Below are 19441 nucleotides of genomic sequence, written 5' to 3'. Positions count from 1 at the left end.
CAGAGGCCCCCATGCCCTTCACCCCCACCGCCTACGATCCCTATGACTTCGCCAACCGCCGCCACATCGGCCCCTCGCCCGAGGAAATGGCCGAGATGCTGGAGGTGCTCGGGGTCTCCACCCTCGACGAGCTGATCGAACAGACCGTGCCCAAGCGCCTGCGCCAGTCCGAGCCACTGCCCTGGGAGCCGATGACCGAAGGCGACCTGCTGGTGAAGATGCGCCAGATCGCGGGCAAGAACCGGGTGATGACCAACCTCATCGGGCAGGGCTACTACGGCACCATCACGCCCCCCGCGATCCAGCGGAACATCCTTGAAAACCCTGCCTGGTACACCGCCTACACCCCCTACCAGCCCGAAATCGCGCAAGGGCGGCTGGAGGCACTGCTGAACTTCCAGACCATGGTGAGCGACCTCACCGGGCTGGAAGTCGCCAACGCCTCCCTGCTCGATGAGGGCACGGCGGCGGCGGAGGCCATGGTGATGGCCCAGCGGGTGGCGAAGTCGAAGGCCACCGCCTTCTTCGTCGATGAAAACTGCCACCCCCAGACCATCGCCGTGGTGCAAACCCGCGCCAAACCGCTCGATATCGACGTGGTGGTCGGCGCGCCCGATGATCTGAAGCCTGAAGAGGTTTTCGGTGCGCTGTTCCAATACCCCGGCACCACCGGCGGCTTGCGCGACTTCTCTGCCGAATGCGCCGCGCTCGCCGAGGCCAAGGCCGTCTCCGTCATCGCCGCCGACCTGCTGGCGCTGACCCTGCTAAAAGCCCCCGGCGAGATGGGGGCCGACATCGCCGTCGGCTCTGCCCAGCGCTTCGGCGTGCCCTTGGGCTACGGCGGCCCCCACGCCGCCTTCATGTCCTGCCGCGACGCCTTCAAACGCCAGATGCCGGGGCGGATCGTCGGCGTCTCTGTCGATGCACGCGGCAATCAGGCCTACCGCCTGTCGCTCCAGACCCGCGAGCAGCACATCCGCCGCGAGAAGGCCACCTCCAACGTCTGCACCGCGCAGGCGCTGCTAGCCGTCATGGCCAGCTTCTATGCGGTGTTCCACGGCCCCAAGGGCCTGCGCGCCATCGCCGAGCGGGTGCACCTCTCCTGCGCCGAAATCGCGTCCGGCCTGCGCGACGCGGGCTTCAAAGTGACACCCGAAAACCCCTTCGACACCATTGTGGTCGAGGCGGGCCCATTGCAGGGCGCCATCCTGCGCGCCGCCGAGACCGAGGGCATCAACCTGCGCAAGCTGCCCGAGGGCCGCATCGGCATTTCAACCGATGAAACCGTGCGCGCCGACATAATCGAGGCCGTCTGGCGCGCCTTCGGCCTCAGCGAAACCGCCAAGGGCGGCACCCCCGCGCTGCCCGAAGACCTCCTGCGCACGTCAGACTACCTCACCCACCCGATCTTCCAGATGAACCGGGCCGAGGCCGAGATGATGCGCTACATGCGCCGCCTCGCCGACCGTGACCTCGCGCTCGACCGTGCGATGATCCCGCTCGGCTCCTGCACCATGAAGCTCAACGCCGCGGTGGAGATGGACCCGATCAGCTGGCCCGCCTTCGCCGCCATGCACCCCTTCGCGCCCAAGGAGCAGGCCGCAGGCTACACAGAAATGCTCTCAAGCCTCTCCGAGCGCCTCTGCAAGATCACCGGCTATGACGCCATGTCGCTCCAGCCCAACTCCGGCGCGCAGGGCGAATACGCGGGCCTGCTGACCATCGCCGCCTACCACGAGGCCAATGGCGAGGATCGTGACATCTGCCTCATCCCCACTTCCGCCCACGGCACCAACCCGGCCTCCGCCCAGATGGCGGGCATGAAGGTGGTGGTCGTCAAATCCGCAGAGAACGGCGACATCGACCTTGAGGATTTCACCGCCAAGGCCGAAGCGGCCGGCGACAAGCTGGCGGCCGTGATGATCACCTATCCCTCCACCCACGGCGTCTTCGAGGATACCGTGCGCGAGGTCTGCGAGATCACCCATAAGCACGGCGGGCAGGTCTATCTCGACGGGGCGAACCTCAACGCCATGGTCGGGCTGGTGAAGCCCGGCGAGATCGGCTCCGACGTCTCGCACCTGAACCTGCACAAGACCTTCTGCATCCCCCACGGCGGCGGCGGCCCTGGCATGGGGCCCATCGGCGTCAAATCGCACCTCGCGCCCTACCTCCCCGGCCACCCCGAAACCGGCGGCACCACCGGCCCGGTCTCCGCCGCGCCCTTCGGCTCCGCCTCGATCCTTCCGATCAGCTACGCCTACTGCCTGCTGATGGGCGGCGCAGGCCTCACGCAGGCCACCAAGGTCGCCATCCTCTCGGCCAACTACATCGCCGCCCGCCTGAACGGGGCCTACGATGTGCTCTTCAAGGGCCGCAACAATCGAGTGGCGCACGAGTGCATCCTCGACACCCGCCCCTTCGCCGAAGCGGGCGTGACCGTCGACGACATCGCCAAGCGGCTGATGGATTGCGGCTTCCACGCCCCCACCATGAGCTGGCCGGTCGCGGGCACGTTGATGGTGGAGCCGACCGAGAGCGAAACCAAGGCCGAGCTCGACCGTTTCATCACCGCGATGCTCGCCATCCGTGACGAAATCGCGGCGGTCGAGGCGGGCGACATGCCCGCCGATGATAACCCGCTCAAGCACGCGCCCCACACGGTGAACGACCTCGTGGCGGAGTGGGAGCGGCCCTATCCCCGCGAGCAGGGCTGCTTCCCGCCGGGCAGCTTCCGGGTCGACAAGTACTGGCCGCCCATCGGCCGGGTCGACAACGTGTCGGGCGACCGCAACCTCATCTGCACCTGCCCGCCGGTCGAGAGCTACGCTGAAGCCGCCGAGTAGGGGGAGCATTCCGCCCACCGCGCAACGGGCAGCTCCTCGGGCCCTTCGGCCTCTCCTCGCAGCTGCGATGAGGACCGAAGGGCCGAAGAGGTGCTGCGCACGGTCCATTGATTAATGTCCCTTATGTCGAATGACATGTGCATAGGATGTGCATCGCAGGTGCACGGGTTGTGCCCCCCTGCTTGCCAGGGTTAATGCCTCTGTCTTGCACCACCGTGCGCACCCCCTTGAACGGACCTTTGTCAGTAATATATTCACTCCAGCGAATATGTAGCGAGGCCCCAAGATGCCCAGCCCCCACACCCTCACCTGCCCGTCCTGCGCCGCCGGAAACCGCCTGCCCGCCGACAAGCTCAGCGCAGGCCCCAAATGCGGAACCTGTGGCGCGCGGCTGGCCCCGGCAAAACCCTTCGCACTGGACCCGGCAGGGCTGAAGAAGGCCGTGAAAACTGATACTTTGCCGCTGCTGGTCGATTTCTGGGCACCCTGGTGTGGCCCCTGCCGGATGATGGCCCCGGAGTTCGAGAAGGCCGCGCAGGCGCTTGCGGGCAGCGCCCGGCTGGCCAAGGTGAACACGCAGGATTTTCCCGAGGCCTCGGGCGCCTACGCCATCCGCGGCATACCCGCGCTGATCCTCTTTTCCGGCGGTCGCGAGGTCGCCCGTCTCGCCGGTGCCCGCCCCGCCGCCGACATCACCGCCTTCGCCCGCCAGCACGCCCCGGCTTGACACGCCGGGCGGCATATCCCAAATACCGCGCCAGTGGGGCCGTAGCTCAGTTGGGAGAGCGCGTCGTTCGCAATGACGAGGTCGTCGGTTCGATCCCGATCGGCTCCACCAAAACTCTCCGATTCCCTTTAAACCTTAGCGCAGCGGCGCATTGATGCCGCATTCTCGCCCGCTCTTCATCGCGGTTGCGGGCCATACCCGGTGGCAACGCAGAACCAGCCATCGGAGCCGCTTGCATGAAGAGTCCCGCCAAGATCGCAGCCCTCGCCGTTGCCGCCGCCCTCGCCTTCTCCGGCAGCGCCTCGGCCTTCGGCAAGGCCAAGTCCAACCCGCGCCCCCCGGCAGGCTATCAGGGCCAGTGGTACACCACCCCCGCGGGCTGCTCCTATTCCAAGGCGCAGGCCCCCGGCGAGCCGGTGCATTGGTATCTCATCATCAACCCCCATCACATCGGCCAGCCCCGGGCCAAAAAAGGGTGTCCCACCCGTCTTTGAGCGGTGCGCGAGAGGTGCGAGGGGAGGCCGGGCCGGTGTGGCAGCACCGTTGCCCGGCCGCTTGTTTTGCGCGCCTTGCCAGCGGGTTGGGCTCAGGTCCAATCCATCCCGTACAGCCGGTGCAGGGCGATCCGCTCGACCTGATAGCAGGCCTCGGCCATCTCCTCGCCCTTGCTGTTATTCATTCGTTCATGGAATTTGCGGATGATGCCCGTCTTGTCGTGGTCTTTCACCGCGATGATGAACGGGAAGCCGTTCTTCGCCACGTAACGCTCATTGAGGTCCGTCAATTCGCGGCGCTCTTCGTCGGTCAGCGCGGTCAGGCCCGCGCCCTGCTGTTCGGCGTTGGAATGCTCGGTCAGCCGGTCGGCCTTGGTGATCGCATCCCCGAGGTCGGGGTGCGCACGCAGAACGCCGAGCCGCTCATCCTCGCTGGCGCGACGGAAGACCCGCGCCATCGCGTTGTGAATACCCTCCGGCGTGTCATGCGCCGGGCCGAGTTCGAGCTTGTGGGCACGTTCCGCAACCCATTGAGAATGCTCGAAGATCGAACCGAAGCGGTTGGTGAAGGTGGTCAGGTCCATTTGGCTCGGGCGGGCCGACATCTTCTTGGGTGGGTGGGTCATCGTCCAGTGCCGGGCAATGTCGATCCGGCGTGCAAACCACACGCCGTCCTTTGCCATCGCGTGGTCGATAAAGCGTTTCAGCGCCATCAGGCGTCCGGGGCGGCCAGCGAGACGGCAGTGCAGGCCGATGTTCATCATCTTCGGCGCCCCCGCCGCACCCTCGGCATGGAGCACATCGAAGGTGTCCTTCAGGTAGCGCTCGAACTGCTCTCCATCACCAAAGCCCGAGGCGGTGGTGAAGCGCATATCATTGGCCTCAAGCGTGTAGGGGATGATCAGCTGGTCCTTGCCGGAGATATGCACCCAATAGGGCAGGTCGTCGGCGTAACTATCTGACAAATATGCAAAACCGCCCAGTTCGGTTGCGATCTGCACGGTGTTTTCCGAGCAGCGCCCCACATAGAGCCCGCGCGGCCTCGCGCCCACCACCTCGCGGTGCAGGGCAATCGCCTTTTCGAGGTGCTCCTTCTCCTCGGCTTCGTAGAAGTCCTTGTAATCAATCCACTTGTAGCCGTGGCTGGCAATCTCCCACCGAGCCTCGCGCATGGCGGCCACCTGATCGGGCGAGCGGGCCAGCGCCGTGGCCACGCCATAAACGGTCAGCGGAATCTTCATCGCCGTGAACAGCCGGTGCAGCCGCCAGAAGCCCGCGCGGGCGCCGTATTCATACATCGATTCGATGTTCCAGTGCCGCTGGTTCGGCCAAGGCACCGCGCCGATCACGTCGCTCAGAAAGGCCTCCGAGGCCTCGTCGCCATGCAGGATGTTGTTCTCGCCGCCTTCCTCGTAGTTCAGCACGAACTGCACCGCGACCTTGGCGCCGTTCGGCCATGCTGCGTTGGGCGGGCGGGGGCCATAGCCTCGCATGTCGCGGTCGTAACGGTCCATCTGGCTCTCCAATCCTTTTCCGGCCCAATCGCGCGGCCTCTCCGCCCAAGTTTTTACCCCTGCCCGGGGAATGGCAAGCACCTGCCGCCACGGCGGCTGCGCGGGGCATTGAGAATTGCGCGCCATGGCATAGAGTTGACCCAAACAGGGGACAGATCATGCTCGACGAAACCGAAAAGCAGCCACTGGTGGATGTCAGCCACCTGCGCGTGGAGTTCGATACCAACGACGGGCTGGTGGTGGGCGTCGAGGACGTCTCGTTCCACATCGACCCGGGCGAAACCCTCTGCGTTGTGGGCGAAAGCGGCTCGGGCAAATCCATCTCCTCGCTCAGCCTGATGCGGCTGGTGGAGTTCGGTGGCGGCCGGATCGCCAACGGTGAATTGAAGTTCCGCCGTGAAACCGGCGAAGCGCTCGACGTTTCCGAAGCCGAGAACAGCCTTATGCGCGACATACGCGGCAACGAGATCGCGATGATCTTCCAAGAGCCGATGAGCGCGCTCAACCCGGTGTTCACAATCGAGCGCCAGCTCACCGAGGGGCTGCGCGTGCACAAGAACATGAGCCGCAAGGCCGCATCCGAGCATGCGCTGGAGCTTCTGAAGCGCGTGCGCATCCCCGAGCCGGAGCGGCGGCTCAAGCAATATCCGCACGAGCTCTCGGGCGGGATGCGTCAGCGCGTGGTGATCGCCATGGCGCTGGCCTGCGAGCCGCGCCTGCTCATCGCTGACGAGCCCACCACCGCGCTTGACGTGACGATCCAGGCCGAGATCCTCGCCCTGATCGACCGGCTGAAGCGCGAAACAGGCGCAGCGGTGCTCTTCATCACCCATGATATGGCCGTGGTGGCCCAGGTGGCCGACCGCGTGGTTGTCATGCTCAAGGGCAACAAGGTCGAGGAGGGGCCCGTCGAACAGATCTTCGAGGCCCCCCAGCATCCCTATACGCAGGCGCTGCTCTCCGCTGTGCCCAAGCTGGGTGAGATGCGCGGCAAGTCCGAGCCGGAGCCGCTGAAGATCCTCGGGCGCGAGATCGAGGCGCATCCGGTTGTGCCTGCCTCCGAGCGCAAGGTGCTGCTTGAGGTGAAGCACCTGACCACGCGCTTCCCGGTTAAGGGCGGGCTTCTGCGGCGCACCCAGGCCTATGTCCACGCGGTTGAGGATGTGTCTTTCGACCTGAAAACCTCCGAAACCCTGTCTCTGGTGGGCGAATCCGGGTGCGGCAAGTCGTCCTGCGGGCGTTCGATCCTGCGGCTCGTGGAGCCGCAGTCAGGCGAGGTGCGCCTTGGCGGCAAGGATGTGATCGCGATGAACCAGCGTGAGCTGCGCCGGGCCCGGGCCGACATGCAGATGGTGTTTCAGGATCCCTTCGCCTCGCTGAACCCGCAGATGCGGCTCATGGATCAGGTGGCCGAGCCGATCCACAACTACGGTCTGGCAAAGGGCTCTGAGGTGCAGGACCGCGTCGCCGCACTCTTCGACAGGGTGGAACTGCCCCGCAGCTTCCTGCGCCGCTTTCCACATGAGATGTCGGGCGGCCAGCGCCAGCGGGTGGCGATCGCCCGGGCGCTGGCGCTCAACCCCAAGCTCATCATCGCCGACGAGGCGGTGTCGGCACTTGATGTAAGCATTCAGGCGCAGGTGCTGAACCTGCTGATCGAGCTTCAGGCCGAGCTGGGGATCAGCCTTCTCTTCATTAGCCATGACATGGCCGTTGTCGAGCGCGTGAGCCATCAGGTCGGGGTGATGTATCTGGGCCGCATCGTCGAGATCGGCCCCCGCTCCGCCATCTTCGAAGACCCGCAGCACCCCTATACCCGCGACCTGATGAAGGCCGTGCCGGTGGCCGACCCACGCCAGCGCAAGAGCGAGCGGGAGCTGAACTTCAAGCCGATCCCATCGCCGGTCTTCCCCGTGGGGCACGAGCCCGCGCCCTCTGTCTATGACGAGGTGGCACCGGGCCACTTCGTGCTCAAACCGCTGGACTAGGCCGGTGCCGGGGCGGCTCTTGCTGACCCGCCCGGCGGAGGAGGTGGCCGCAGCCTTCGGGGCACCCATGCCGGAGGGGCAGGGGCCGAGGGCCAACATCGCACCGGGGCAAGAGATGGTGGTGTGGGATGGCGCAGCGCTGCGGCTCATGCGCTGGGGGATGATTCCGGTCGGCCGGGTCAACGCGCGGGGCCGCCCGGTGATGGATACCATCGTGAATGCCCGCTCCGAAACCGTCTTCGCCAAGTCGGCGTTCGAGGGGGTGCGGCGCGGCGTGGTGCCCTGTGACGGTTGGTATGAGTGGACAGGCAAGGCCCGCCGCAAGCAGCCCTGGCGGATCGCGCCCAAGGATGGCGGGCTGCTCGGATTCGCCGCGATCTGGGACACTTGGAAGGCCCCGAACGCTGCAGAGCTGGCACAGGTCGCCACGGTCACCTGCGAACCCAACGGTGATGTCGCCCAGATCCATCACCGCATGGGCGTGATCCTCGCGCCGCATGAGTGGGCAGCATGGTGCCTCGGCAACGAGATGGAGGCCGCAAACCTCTGCCACCCCTGGCCGGATGGCCGGCTTTCGATCGCTCACGCGGAAGGGGTCGACTGGAACGGGGCCTGAACCGGGCTAGCTCTGTCCCATCGCAAACAAGGGAGAGAGCCATGTCTGTTGCACGCGTCACCGAAATTATCGCTTCGTCGCCCACCTCTTTTGACGATGCCACCGAGAAGGGCATTGCCCGTGCCTCGGAGACCCTAAAGAACGTTCAGGGTGCTTGGGTCAAGGACATGAAGGTGACCGTCGATGGCGGCAAGATCTCTGAATATCGCGTCGGTCTCATGGTCACCTTCGTGCTCGACGACTGATCCCTAAGGCGCTGGAGGCTATGACACGGGCGCTGCCTTCGGGCGCTGGATGAAGCGCGGGCGCATCGGCTTGGTGCCACGGATCTCGTCCACCGCCTTGAAGCATTCTTCCAGCGCGTGCTCCAGCTTCTGCCAATCCTGCTTGGACTTGTCGAGCCGCACCACCCGCTGCTTGCCGTTGCCGCTAACGATGCAGATCTCGGTTTCGCCGAAGCTGGCGAACTTTACCTGGATGTCGATCTTCGGCGGGTTGGCATCATGCGCGCGAATCTTCTTGGCCAACTCCTGCGAACCCTTGTCGCCATAGCCGCTCTCGCCCAGCTTCGCCTCGCCCTCGCGAAACGCCTTCACGGCGGCGGTATGGTCATACATCGTCACCTCCTCGCCCCAGCGTTGCAGCCCGTCGGTGATGAACATCCCCAGCATGATGCCGTCGCCGGAGACTGCGATGGAAAACCCTCCTTGGGTGGTCATGGTGCAATTCCTTGTGCTTTCAAAATGAATGCACGCAAGTTAGCAGCAGGGCCCGGGTCGCCAAAGAAAAAAGGGCACCCCGAGGGGCGCCCTTCCGGATTTGTCATGAAGCCGGTGGCTCAGAGCAGTTCGAGGTTGGTCGCGCTCTGGCGGCCGTCACGGCCGGATTCGAGGTCGAAGGAGATCTTCTGATCGTCCTTCAGGCCGGTGAGGCCAGCACGCTCGACGGCGGAGATGTGCACGAACACGTCCTTGCCGCCCTCGTCGGGCGCGATGAAGCCGAAGCCTTTGGTGGGGTTGAACCATTTCACGGTGCCGTTGGGCATTCCGGTGTCTCCTAGTCGTATTACCGCCCGCGGAAGTGCGGCGGCCTGGCGTCGGTAGCAGATCGGTCGTGACGCCTTTTGGAAGGGAGACAGTGGATCGAATAGCGGTAGCGGTCGCGTCGCTGGTATCGCAGGTTGCACGGATTCGGGCAAGGGTTGTGTGTATTTACCAGCAGTTAACCGCGCTTTGGCAGTCTCGGGTCATGCCACGTGAAACCCGCCCCCTGCCCGCCACGGCCCCCGTCTTCTTCACCGTCCGCCTCGCCGAGCGCGGCTCCAGCCTGCTGATCGACGGCCTCGCGGTGCTGCGGGACGCCGTGCGCCACGTCAAAAGCTACCGCCCCTTCGACATCCTCGCCTTCGTCGTCCTGCCGGATCACCTGCACGCCGTGCTGCGCTTCCCCGAGGATGATCCGAACGCAGCCCAGCGCTGGGGCAACATAAAAGCCCGTTTCACCCGCGATGCCCGCCGGGCGGGACTTGTGCCGCCTTGGCCAACCGCCGACGCTGAGGGGCAGCGCGGGTTGTTCCCGAAGGGCAGGGCGGGGATCTGGAAGAAGGGGCTGCGCCAGCACGTTTGCACTGACGACGATGATGTCGATCACCTTATCCATTTCTGCTGGGCAGATCCTGTCAGACACGGGTTGGCTGCCCGCCCGGAAGACTGGGCGGCAAGTTCTTATCACCGCGAAGTCCGGGCGGGGAAGGTGCGCGCTGGTTGGCTGGGCGATGGCATGATGTTGCGACGAGGCGAAAAAGCCGCATAGGCAGCCTCGGGCACACCGTCAGCGAAACACCTCGCCATCGTCCATCAGGTGCAGGCGGTGCCAGCCGAACTGTTTGAACAGCGGTCCTACAAAGGCTTCGGGGAAGGTCACCCCAACATGGGCCATGTTGACTTCATACACCCACGGCGTCCCGTCCGGCGCAATGCCAACGTCCCAGCCGATGAGGCGGATGTGGGGCAGCTGGTCATGCAGGCGGGCCATCTCTTCGGCAGCGCGGCGCACGCCGGGCACCTTCTGCCCTTCAAAGCGCAACCCGCTGTCGGGGTGGTGCGTGGTTGCGCTCCAGTCCGGCATGCACCCGACCGGCGCAAGTTCCTCCGCCTCGATGTCGAGGATCACCTTCAGGGCCGAGGCCGTTCGGATGTGTGAATCTCCGCTGCGCCCCAGCCGTATGCCAACAGATACCGCCTGGGCCGGTCTCGTTCCGGGATGAACGGTGGTGATGCGCAGGGTGCTGGTGCCTCCCGCTGACAGCGCGGCAAACTCCGGGTCGAGTTGCACCTCGCCCTGGATCACGAAGTCGCGGTGGGGCAGCTTGTCCAGGCTGAAGTCGTCGCGCTTCAGCCGCTGCACGCCTTTCCCCTGCAGGCCGCCCTTCTGCTTGACGTACACCACGGAGATCTCGGCGAAGATCACGTCGGCCAGATCCTCCGGCTTAATCCGCTCCATCGAGAGCCCGTAGAACTGCCCGGCGATCTGGTAGGCGAGGTCAGGAATGGGGGCGGCAGGCAAGATGCGGCGCGCAAGGGTCGGGCCGGTGACGATCCCGTAGGTGCTCATGCTGTAGGGCACGACGTGGCGGAGCACGTAGTTGTCGGGCAGGCACCCTTCAACAAAGGTGCCGCGCAGGGCCGCATAGGTTTCGAGCCAGGGCGCATAGGCGATGTGGCCCAGCTCTGCACGGGCATACTCCGCGATCCGGCGCCGTGTTGCCCCGTCGAGCGCCCGGGACGGATCGGCCCCTATGATTGCCTGATAGGCCGCGCGGGCCGTCTTGTTGTGAGACGGGTCAATCGCCGAAATGTCCCGGCCCAGCACGCGGTACGGGCCGGGTTTGCGCCGGGGCTTCGGCATCCTATCGCACGAACTTCTTGTACTTCACCCGCTTCGGCTCGAGCGCATCCGGCCCCAGCCTGCGGGCCTTGTCTTCCTCGTAGGCTTCGAAGTTGCCCTCGAACCATTCCACGTGGGCCTCGCCTTCGAAAGCGAGGATGTGGGTGCAGAGGCGGTCGAGGAAGAAGCGGTCGTGCGAGATGATCACGGCGCAGCCCGCGAAGTCTTCCAGCGCATCTTCCAGCGCCCGCAGGGTTTCCACGTCGAGGTCGTTGGTCGGCTCGTCGAGCAGCAGCACGTTACCGCCGCTTTTCAGCAGCTTTGCCATATGGACCCGGTTTCGCTCACCGCCCGAGAGCAGGCCGACCTTCTTCTGCTGGTCGCCGCCCTTGAAGTTGAAGGCCGAGCAGTAGGCGCGGGAGTTCATGCTGGCGTCGCCCAGCTCGATCACCTCGGCCCCGCCGGAGATTTCCTCCCAGACGGTGGCATTGGCATCGAGGGCATCACGCGACTGGTCGACATAGCTCAGTTTCACGGTGTCGCCGTACTCGACGCTGCCTTCATCGGGCTGTTCCTGCCCGGTCAGCATCCGGAACAGGGTGGACTTACCGGCACCGTTGGGGCCGATCACGCCGACGATGCCGCCCGGCGGCAGGGCAAATTCCAGCCCTTCGATCAGCAGCTTGTCGCCATAGGCCTTCTGCAGCCCGTCCACGTCAATCACCTTGCTGCCAAGGCGCGGGCCGTTGGGAATGACGATCTGCGCGCGGCTGATCTTCTCGCGCTCGGATTGCGCGGCGAGATCCTCGTAGGCGTTGATCCGGGCCTTCTGCTTGGCCTGCCGGGCCTTCGCGCCGGCGCGGATCCATTCCAGTTCCCGTTCGAGGGTCTTCTGGCGCGACTTGTCCTCGCGGGCCTCCTGCTCCAGCCGTTTGGCCTTCTGCTCCAGCCAGGCCGAGTAGTTGCCCTCGTAAGGAATGCCCCGGCCCCGGTCGAGCTCGAGGATCCAGCCGGTGATGTCATCCAGGAAGTAGCGGTCGTGGGTGACGATCAGGATGGTGCCCTTGTAGTCGATCAGGTGCTGCTGCAGCCAGGCGATGGTTTCCGCGTCAAGATGGTTGGTCGGCTCGTCGAGCAGCAGCATGTCGGGCGCTTCGAGCAGCAGCTTGCAGAGCGCCACCCGGCGGCGTTCACCGCCCGAAAGGTTCTCTGGCATGGCCTCGTCGGGCGGGCAGCGCAGGGCCTCCATCGCCACGTCGATCTGGCTGTCGAGATCCCAGAGGTTCTGCGCGTCGATCTCGTCTTGCAGGGCGGCCATCTCGTCGGCGGTCTCGTCCGAGTAGTTCATCGCCAGCTCGTTGTAACGGTCCAGCTTGCCCTTCTTCGCGGCGACGCCCTCCATCACGTTCTCGCGGACGGTCTTGCTCTCGTCGAGCTGCGGTTCCTGCGGCAGGTAGCCCACCTTGGCGCCCTCGGCGGCCCAGGCCTCGCCAGTGAAATCCTTGTCGATCCCGGCCATGATCCGCATCAGCGTGGACTTACCCGCGCCGTTCACGCCCACCACGCCGATCTTCACCCCCGGCAGGAAGCTCAGGCGGATGTTCTCGAAGCATTTCTTGCCGCCCGGATAGGTCTTGGAGACACCATCCATGTGGTAGACGTATTGATAGCTGGCCATGCGATCCTCCGGGTCTGCTTGCGGCACATCTAGGGGAGGCAGCGGAAAAGGGCAATCGGGCGGAAATGGGCACTTTGTCAGGAGCCGGGCCTGCGACGGGTTGTCGCGACGGGGCTTTGCCGCTACAGAACCCGCACCGAAGCAATTTCGGACAACAGGAGCGACCCATGATGACCATCCGAACCGCCTATTTCGCCGGGGTGTCCCCCCAGTAGCGGCTCGGATTGCACATCATCGCATGACCCGAAGGCCGCACTCCGGCGCGGCCTTTTTCATGTCTCACTTCCTGTTCATGTTATCTGTCTGTTTCGGTGCGCGGCTTTCCTGACCCAAGGAGAGCACGACAATGACCCTCAGCTTTGCAACCTTCTTCACCGGGCCGATGCAGGCCTGGAGCCGGCTGAACTTCACCCTCTGGCGCAGCGCGCCGCCGCTGCCCGAGGCCGACAGGGCGGAGGTGCCCCCCTATCTGCGCCGTGATCTGGGGCTGCCGCCCGAGGCGCCCCCGTTTCTGGCACCGGAGAAGGTGACCTTCCTGTAAGGCAGGGCCCCGCCCCGCAACTGTCGGGGTGGGGCTATCCTTCGGGGCATGCGGCCGCTCATCGCAGCTGCGAAGAGGGCCTGAAAGGGCCGATGAGCTGCACCGGAACAATGGCTGGGCCCGGCCTCACCCTAGGCGGAGGGGCCGAGCGGCTGGCTCAGCCACAGCTCCAGCCGCCCGTCCTTGGAGAAAGCACCGAGGCGGGTGAAGTCGCGCACGTAGATCGGCGTGTCGGGGTGCAGCCCGTGGATGGTTTGGGCAAGGTCGATAGCGGCCTGCCTGTCGGCATCCTTGAAGTAGCGCACCTCGTTGGTGGCCGGGCCGCTCTTGACCTGTTCGCCGCCGGTGGCCTGGTTCTGCACCTGCCAGCGCAGGTCTGCCAGCGCCTCCGAGAGGCGCACCGCCTCAACCTGAGGGATGTGGGGCGTGTATTGCACGATGATCTCCCCGCCATGCGCGGTGGGCTGCGGCACCACCCCCTTCTGCGCGCGCCACAGAGTCTCAGGCCCGCCGCTTGGCGCCAGAACCGGCGCGGCGCTGCCGATGCGCAGGTCGTTCTCTGTGTTGCGCAGGTTCTGCACGCAGGTTTCGGGCAGCTCGAAGAGGATGCGCAGGTAGCAGGGCGTTGGCGGCAGCGACGGGGGGACGCGGAACACCGAGCCGACCAGCCCGAGAACGAACATTCCGAAGGCGGCGACGAGAATCCACGAGAGCACCGTGGTCATTCGGTTGTTGCGGGCGATGAAGGCGAGCAGTGTGACGATGGAGGCGAAGATCAGCACATAGATCGCGCCAAGGCGCAGATCGTCGAGGTTGCTGCCCCAGCTGATGAGAATGGCCGCTGCGGCCAGAACGCCCAGCCCGGCGGAGATGAGCTTGGCGGCATTGGGGTTGATCTTGAGGGTCTGTGAGAAGGCATCAATCGGGTTCATGGGAAGGCTCCCGGTGTGAAATGGCGAGGGGTCAATGCACGCGATGGTAGCATGAGTCGGTGTGGCTCTGCCGTGAGAGGAGCGTGAAAGGGGCGGGAAAAGGCAGCGCAAAGACCGCGAATTGCGGTCAGGTCAGCAAGCCGAGCAGGATCGCGGTGCCGATGAAGGCCAGAAGGCCCATGGCGCCGATCAGGGCGAACCTGTCGAGGTTGGCTGGCGCCTGCGCGAGGGGAGGGGCCTCGCCGAGGGCCTTGCCGGCCACGACGAGGCCGCGCTTGCTATCCGGTTTGGAGCTGTAGCCCATGGCGGCAAAGAACTGCTGCGAGGCGGTATTGGCCGGCCAGATCTGGGCGATGATCGCGGTGGCGCCCTCGCGGGTTGCTTCCTCTTCGGCGGCCTTCACAAGCGCCCGGCCCACGCCATAGCCACGATCGCCCGCGCGCACCGACACATCCGAAATGTGAAACAGCCTTTGCCCCTCCACGAGGGCCTTGATGGGGTGGAGTGCGAGGTGCCCGGCGAAATGCCCGCCCAGGGCGGCCACCAGCACCGTGAAGGGCCTGGCCTCGGCCCCGGGGTCGATCAGGCGGGCGATGATCTCGTCGTCCCAGGGCCGGGCGTCATAACCCTCGATCATGGCCACGTGTTCGGCATGGGTGCCCCGGTGCAGCGCGGCGATGGCTTCGGCATCTGCCGCCGTCGCAGGCCGAATGGAAAGGCTGCTCAAAGCGCCTTCTCGAAGAAATGGTCGGGGTAAGGGTCGTCGTTGAACCGGTCGATCTCGGTCCAGCCTGCGTTGCGATACATCGCTACCGCTTCGGGCAGGGCCGAGTTTGTGTCGAGCCGCAACACGCCCATGCCAAGGCTGCGGGCGCGGGCTGGAGGGCGAAGGGCTGGTGACCGTGGGTCCGCACCCTGACGATGGACGAAAGCGCCTCGCCCGACTCACCGCCAGCGGGCGCCCCCGGCCAAGAAAGCTGTCATCGAGCGCGCCGGTCTCGGTTGTGACGGCGCGGTTGAAGCGGCGAATGCGGGCGATGTCTGTCAGCATGACTTCTGACTTTAGTCAGGCAATTTCCACCGTCAAGCCGAAAGCAATTGACTTTGGGGCACCGCACCGCGCTACAAGCCATTGATGAGGTGGAACATTCCATATGCGGCGCCGGGGCAGGCGGTGGGCCTTCTGGGCGGCAGCTTTGATCCGGCGCACGAGGGCCATGTGCATGTGACCCGCGAGGCGCTCAAGCGCTTCGGGCTGGATGCCGTGTGGTGGCTCGTAAGCCCCGGCAACCCCCTCAAGGCACGCGGTCCCGCGCCGCTGGAGACCCGTATCGCCGAGGCCCGCGCACTGGTGCAACACCCGCGCGTCACCGTCACCGGCATCGAGGCGCGGCTGGGCACGCGCTACACCGCCGAAACCCTTGCCGGGCTGCAACGCCTCTACCCGCGCGTGCGTTTCACATGGCTCATGGGGGCCGACAACCTTGCCCAGTTCCACCTCTGGGATCGTTGGCAGGATATCATGGGCTCGGTGCCCGTGGGTGTCATCGCCCGGCCCGGCCAGAGGCTTTCGGCAAGGATGTCGAAAACCGCAGAGCGCTTTGCCCGCTTCCGCCTGCCCGCTGCCGCCGCGCCTCTCTTGCCCCATACGACACCGCCGGCGTGGTGCTTCATCAACATCCCGATGAGCCATCAGTCCTCCACCGCGATCCGGGCCGCGCGCGCGGCGGGTGAGGCTGCTGCAAAGAAGTGATCGCGCGCAGACGCACAGAGGCTTGAGCCCCGGCCCGGGTTTTGCTTACTTCGCCTTTATGAGCGCCCCCACCCTCTCTCGCCGCTTCGTGCTGGCCGGTCTTCTGAGTTCCGCCGCTTCCTGTTCCGTGGCCGATGCGCCCGAGCGATCTTTGCGGCCTGTCGTCAAGCCCACGTTCAGCACCGGTCAGGCGCGCCATTCCACCGCCGCCGAAGCGCTCATCGAGGCCGCGCGGCTGGGCGGCAAGGTGGGCTATGTGGTGGCCGATGCGCGCACCGGGCAGGTGCTGGAGGCGCACAACCCGCTGCTGCCGCTGCCGCCCGCCTCAACCGCCAAGGCGATCACCGCGCTTTATGCGATGGAGCGGCTCGGCCCGGGCTTCCGCTTTTCCACCGATATCATCGCCACCGGCCCCGTCTCGGGCGGGGTGGTGCAGGGCGATATCGTGCTGGCAGGTGGTGGTGACCCGACGCTCGATACCAACCGGCTGGCCGACCTTGCCGCCGGGTTGCGGCAGGCGGGCGTGAGCGGCGCCACCGGCAGGCTGCGCGTGTTCGAGGGCGCCCTGCCCAGCGTGCGCACCATCGACCCCGAGCAGCCCGAGCACGTGGGCTACTCTCCCGGCATTTCGGGGCTGAACCTCAATTACAACCGGGTCCACTTCGAGTGGAAGCGCGCGGGCAGTGGCTATTCCGTGGCGATGGATGCGCGCTCCGACAGGTATCGCCCCATCGTGCGGATGGCCCGGATGGATGTCGCCAACCGCAGCCTGCCGGTTTACACCTACGAAAGCCGTGGCGGTGTCGATCGCTGGACAGTGGCCAGCGGCGCGCTGGGCAAGGGCGGCTCGCGCTGGCTGCCGGTGCGCAACCCCGGCGCCTATGCAGGCGAGGTCTTCCAGTCGCTCGCCGCCGCCCAGGGTGTGCGTCTCGACCTCGGCGATGCCGTGTCGCGCCGGCCCGATGGCAAGGTGCTGGCGCGGGTTCAATCCGACGCCCTGTCGGTTGTGGCGCGCGACATGCTCAAATGGTCCACGAACATCACCGCCGAAGCCGTGGGCATGACAGCCTCGGCCCGGGGCGGACGCGCGCCGCGCAACCTCAAGGATTCGGCCCGCGACATGAGCCGTTGGCTGGCGGCCCGCGTGGGCACCAACAAGGCGCGCTTCGTCGATCACTCGGGCCTTGGCGACGCCTCTGAAATCTCCTGCCGTGAAATGGTCGCCGCGCTCACCGGCCTTGCACCCCGCCTGGGCCTGCGAGGGTTGCTAAAGCCGATCCCGATGCGCAATGAGGCGGGCACCGTGCTGGAGGGGCACCCGCTGCAAATCGTCGCCAAGACCGGCACGCTCAACTTCGTGTCCGCGCTTGCGGGCTTCGTGAAGGCGCCGGACGGCACCGACCTCGCCTTCGCGATGTTCATGGCCGACGAGCCGCGCCGCAACCGGCTGAGCCGTGCAGAGCGCGAGCGCCCGGAAGGGGCGGGGGCATGGAACAAGCGGGCCAAGAACCTGCAACTGCGGCTGATCGAGCGCTGGGGCACCCTCTATTCGGGCTGACCCGCAGACCGTTAATCAATCTAAAACGCTCCTCGCGTAAGGCTGGCCCAACGGGGCGCACCCGCGGCCCCATTCCAGCGGTGGAGAGTTGATGTCTGACCCGAAAAAAGACGCGCTGCGCCCGCCCACGGGCGAGGTGCCCTTTGCGTTTGACGAGATCTTCTTTTCCCGCACCGACGATCGCGGGGTGATCCAATCTGGCAACGAGGTGTTCCGCCGCGTGTCGGGATACCCGTGGGAAAGGCTCATCGGCGCGCCGCACAAGATTGTCCGGCACCCCGACATGCCCAAGGGCTTTTTTCATCTATTCTGGGAACGGCTTAAGGCCGAGCGCATGGCGTCGGGTTACGTCAAGAACCGGTCGGCCGATGGCCAATACTACTGGGTCTATGCCCTCGTTTCGCCGATGCCGAACGGGGGCTACATATCGGTGAGGATCAAGCCGTCGAGTGACCTCTTCGAGCCATGCGCATCCGAGTATGCCCGTGTCTTGAAACTCGAACAGGAAGAAGGCCTTAGCCCGGCAGAGAGCGCCGATGCAATCGTCAAGCGGCTTCAGGAATTCGGATACACCGATTACGAGCACTTCATGGCCTCCAGCCTGGCGCGCGAGCTGATTGCCCGCGACACCAAGCTGGGCCACGAGCGAAACGCTCGTGGCCAGCGATTTTCCGAGGTGGCGCAGGCGGTGCGGGATGCAATTGCCCACACCAACGCCCTCTGCGAAACCTTCAATGCTATCGAGGCAGTGCCGCACAACATGCGCATCCTTGCGTCGCGCCTGGAGGCGTCTGGCGGGCCGATTGCGGCGATTTCCTCAAACTACGGCTCCATGTCCAAGGAGATTTCCGACTGGGTGCAGAAGTTCATCCTCGGGGAGGAAAGCGCCTTTGCCGTGCTGCGCAACGCCGTCAGCCGCAGCCGGATGCTCAGCGCCACCGCACGCGTGATGGAAGAGGCGCGCATACAGTTTGGCTCCGAGGCTGGCGAGATGTCGGCGGGGATGGACCGCGAGAAGGAGCGGGCCCTGCTGCACGAGGTGGCGCAGATCTATCGCAAGCTATCCGATGACTACCTGCACACCGTGGAACGAGAGGCAGAGACCTTCGGGCGTGCCGTGAACGACATGAAGCGCCTCATTGCCGGTCTCTCCACCACACGCATGATGTGCAAGATCGAAAGCGCGCGCCTGCCCGAGCATAACGACAGCCTGCTGGCGATCATCGACCGGCTCGACAAGTTTCAGACCGAGCTGGAAGACCGGCTCGAAAAGATCGGCTCGATTACCAGCGCCGTACTCGCCGCGGCCCGCTCACTGGAGATTGGCGGCACGGCGGGCGTGCAGTTACCCCCCGGCGCACCGACAGCCGCCGCCTGAACTGGCTTCCCCACCCGGGAGAGCGGGGGGGCATGGCACTTGCGGTTGCTGCAGTTCAGAGGGTGAGGTGACGGGCGCGCGCACCGCGCTCTATGGCCGCACCGTGCAGCCTGTCGATGTTCAGCTCGTAGCGCATCTCCTGAAGGAAGGCCAATTCGGCCTCCTGCAGCTTGCCGTCCGAGGCAGCCACGTCGCAAGCAAGCGCATAGGCCGTTTCGTAGAGCCGCTCTGGCAGTCCTTCACGAATGAGCCCGAAGAGCGCATCCAGCCCGTCCTCGTTCTCGAACAGGTCGAACACCGTGGCCGAAACGCCGCGCACCCGGTCAAGGTCGTAATCGGCGAAAACGGGCAGGTGGTTCACGATGCGCTCGATGGTGAGCAGCTCGGTCGTGCGGATTGCCTCGTCTGAGGCCGAAACCGCAATCATCACCGCCACGAGGCAGTCCTGCGATGTCATCGAGGAGGTATCTTCACTCACGGCTGGCCTCATTGTTGCTTAAGGGCGTTGCATTGCGCCTGTTTTATTGACC

20 protein-coding genes and 1 tRNA gene are annotated in these 19441 nt (G+C 65.5%); 12 read left to right on the top strand and 9 right to left on the bottom strand.

What is annotated here, in order from left to right; genetic code table 11:
• The first annotated feature begins 11 nt into the window (after window positions 1-11).
• The 4 genes from gcvP to DYI42_RS13205 all read left to right on the top strand — a co-directional run bounded on the left by gcvP (window position 12) and on the right by DYI42_RS13205 (window position 4067).
• Entirely contained in the window at window positions 12-2846 is a 2835-nt protein-coding gene (gene gcvP, locus DYI42_RS13220) for an aminomethyl-transferring glycine dehydrogenase (RefSeq protein ID WP_213546464.1), read from the top strand.
• 286 nt (window positions 2847-3132) lie between these two features.
• Complete coding sequence (locus DYI42_RS13215) at window positions 3133-3573, top strand: thioredoxin family protein (RefSeq protein WP_213546462.1); 441 nt, start codon at window positions 3133-3135, stop codon at window positions 3571-3573.
• A 35-nt stretch (window positions 3574-3608) separates the two neighbouring features.
• A tRNA-Ala gene (locus DYI42_RS13210) sits at window positions 3609-3684 on the top strand.
• A gap of 125 nt (window positions 3685-3809) precedes the next feature.
• The gene (locus DYI42_RS13205) at window positions 3810-4067 is read left to right on the top strand and encodes a hypothetical protein (protein ID WP_213546461.1); all 258 of its coding nucleotides are present in this window, start codon (window positions 3810-3812) and stop codon (window positions 4065-4067) included.
• 92 nt (window positions 4068-4159) lie between these two features.
• On the opposite strand, the gene puuE is transcribed toward DYI42_RS13205, so the two are convergent.
• Window positions 4160-5581, bottom strand: a complete 1422-nt coding sequence (gene puuE, locus DYI42_RS13200) for an allantoinase PuuE (RefSeq protein ID WP_213546460.1) — start codon at window positions 5579-5581, stop codon at window positions 4160-4162.
• Between the two features lie 158 nt (window positions 5582-5739).
• Between puuE and DYI42_RS13195 the strand changes: the two genes are divergently transcribed.
• Genes DYI42_RS13195 through DYI42_RS13185 form a run of 3 tightly spaced genes read left to right on the top strand, consistent with a single transcriptional unit; the run spans window position 5740 to window position 8430 of the window.
• Complete coding sequence (locus DYI42_RS13195) at window positions 5740-7569, top strand: ABC transporter ATP-binding protein (protein ID WP_213546459.1); 1830 nt, start codon at window positions 5740-5742, stop codon at window positions 7567-7569.
• Between the two features lie 19 nt (window positions 7570-7588).
• Window positions 7589-8185 carry an SOS response-associated peptidase gene (locus tag DYI42_RS13190; protein ID WP_244867901.1) on the top strand — a complete coding sequence of 199 codons (597 nt, stop codon included), beginning with the start codon at window positions 7589-7591 and terminating at the stop codon, window positions 8183-8185.
• A 41-nt stretch (window positions 8186-8226) separates the two neighbouring features.
• Window positions 8227-8430, top strand: a complete 204-nt coding sequence (locus tag DYI42_RS13185; protein ID WP_213546457.1) for a dodecin family protein — start codon at window positions 8227-8229, stop codon at window positions 8428-8430.
• Window positions 8431-8448: 18 nt separating this feature from the next.
• Here DYI42_RS13185 and DYI42_RS13180 read toward each other — a convergent pair whose 3' ends face one another.
• Window positions 8449-8904, bottom strand: a complete 456-nt coding sequence (locus DYI42_RS13180) for a hypothetical protein (protein ID WP_213546456.1) — start codon at window positions 8902-8904, stop codon at window positions 8449-8451.
• Window positions 8905-9023: 119 nt separating this feature from the next.
• Window positions 9024-9230 carry a cold-shock protein gene (locus DYI42_RS13175; RefSeq protein ID WP_213546455.1) on the bottom strand — a complete coding sequence of 69 codons (207 nt, stop codon included), beginning with the start codon at window positions 9228-9230 and terminating at the stop codon, window positions 9024-9026.
• A gap of 203 nt (window positions 9231-9433) precedes the next feature.
• On the opposite strand from DYI42_RS13175, the gene DYI42_RS13170 reads away from it, so the two are divergent.
• Window positions 9434-9997 (top strand): REP-associated tyrosine transposase, encoded by a 564-nt coding sequence (locus DYI42_RS13170; protein ID WP_213546454.1) that lies wholly within the window; start codon window positions 9434-9436, stop codon window positions 9995-9997.
• A gap of 18 nt (window positions 9998-10015) precedes the next feature.
• Here the strand turns inward: DYI42_RS13170 and DYI42_RS13165 are convergent, their stop codons facing one another.
• Both DYI42_RS13165 and ettA read right to left on the bottom strand, forming a co-directional pair.
• Complete coding sequence (locus DYI42_RS13165; RefSeq protein WP_213546453.1) at window positions 10016-11056, bottom strand: sugar-transfer associated ATP-grasp domain-containing protein; 1041 nt, start codon at window positions 11054-11056, stop codon at window positions 10016-10018.
• Window positions 11057-11093: 37 nt separating this feature from the next.
• Entirely contained in the window at window positions 11094-12749 is a 1656-nt protein-coding gene (gene ettA, locus DYI42_RS13160) for an energy-dependent translational throttle protein EttA (protein ID WP_213546452.1), read from the bottom strand.
• A 346-nt stretch (window positions 12750-13095) separates the two neighbouring features.
• On the opposite strand from ettA, the gene DYI42_RS13155 reads away from it, so the two are divergent.
• Window positions 13096-13290: a hypothetical protein gene (locus tag DYI42_RS13155; RefSeq protein ID WP_213546451.1), complete on the top strand. Its 195-nt coding sequence runs from the start codon at window positions 13096-13098 to the stop codon at window positions 13288-13290.
• 131 nt (window positions 13291-13421) lie between these two features.
• Here DYI42_RS13155 and DYI42_RS13150 read toward each other — a convergent pair whose 3' ends face one another.
• The 3 genes from DYI42_RS13150 to DYI42_RS24490 all read right to left on the bottom strand — a co-directional run bounded on the left by DYI42_RS13150 (window position 13422) and on the right by DYI42_RS24490 (window position 15071).
• Window positions 13422-14222 carry a hypothetical protein gene (locus DYI42_RS13150; RefSeq protein WP_213546450.1) on the bottom strand — a complete coding sequence of 267 codons (801 nt, stop codon included), beginning with the start codon at window positions 14220-14222 and terminating at the stop codon, window positions 13422-13424.
• Window positions 14223-14349: 127 nt separating this feature from the next.
• Window positions 14350-14949: a GNAT family N-acetyltransferase gene (locus DYI42_RS13145; RefSeq protein WP_213546449.1), complete on the bottom strand. Its 600-nt coding sequence runs from the start codon at window positions 14947-14949 to the stop codon at window positions 14350-14352.
• Complete coding sequence (locus DYI42_RS24490; RefSeq protein WP_274608816.1) at window positions 14946-15071, bottom strand: hypothetical protein; 126 nt, start codon at window positions 15069-15071, stop codon at window positions 14946-14948. Before DYI42_RS24490 ends, DYI42_RS13145 begins: the two co-directional genes overlap by 4 nt.
• A gap of 286 nt (window positions 15072-15357) precedes the next feature.
• Here DYI42_RS24490 and DYI42_RS13135 point away from each other — a divergent pair, with 286 nt between their 5' ends.
• From DYI42_RS13135 to DYI42_RS13125, 3 genes are all read left to right on the top strand, one after another.
• Window positions 15358-15975: a nicotinate-nucleotide adenylyltransferase gene (locus DYI42_RS13135; RefSeq protein ID WP_213546448.1), complete on the top strand. Its 618-nt coding sequence runs from the start codon at window positions 15358-15360 to the stop codon at window positions 15973-15975.
• A 58-nt stretch (window positions 15976-16033) separates the two neighbouring features.
• A complete protein-coding gene (gene dacB, locus DYI42_RS13130; protein ID WP_213546447.1) occupies window positions 16034-17533 on the top strand; it encodes a D-alanyl-D-alanine carboxypeptidase/D-alanyl-D-alanine endopeptidase in 1500 nt (499 codons plus the stop codon).
• Between the two features lie 91 nt (window positions 17534-17624).
• Window positions 17625-18911 carry a PAS domain-containing protein gene (locus DYI42_RS13125; protein WP_213546446.1) on the top strand — a complete coding sequence of 429 codons (1287 nt, stop codon included), beginning with the start codon at window positions 17625-17627 and terminating at the stop codon, window positions 18909-18911.
• A gap of 55 nt (window positions 18912-18966) precedes the next feature.
• Here the strand turns inward: DYI42_RS13125 and DYI42_RS13120 are convergent, their stop codons facing one another.
• Window positions 18967-19368 carry a tellurite resistance TerB family protein gene (locus DYI42_RS13120; RefSeq protein ID WP_213546463.1) on the bottom strand — a complete coding sequence of 134 codons (402 nt, stop codon included), beginning with the start codon at window positions 19366-19368 and terminating at the stop codon, window positions 18967-18969.
• Window positions 19369-19441 lie beyond the last annotated feature (73 nt).

Origin of the sequence: Vannielia litorea, assembly GCF_018424695.1 — a bacterium.
GTDB classification, from domain to species: Bacteria; Pseudomonadota; Alphaproteobacteria; order Rhodobacterales; family Rhodobacteraceae; genus Vannielia; species Vannielia litorea_A.
The sequence above is the reverse complement of the archived record's forward strand: the minus strand, read 5'-3'. Positions and strand labels throughout refer to the sequence as shown.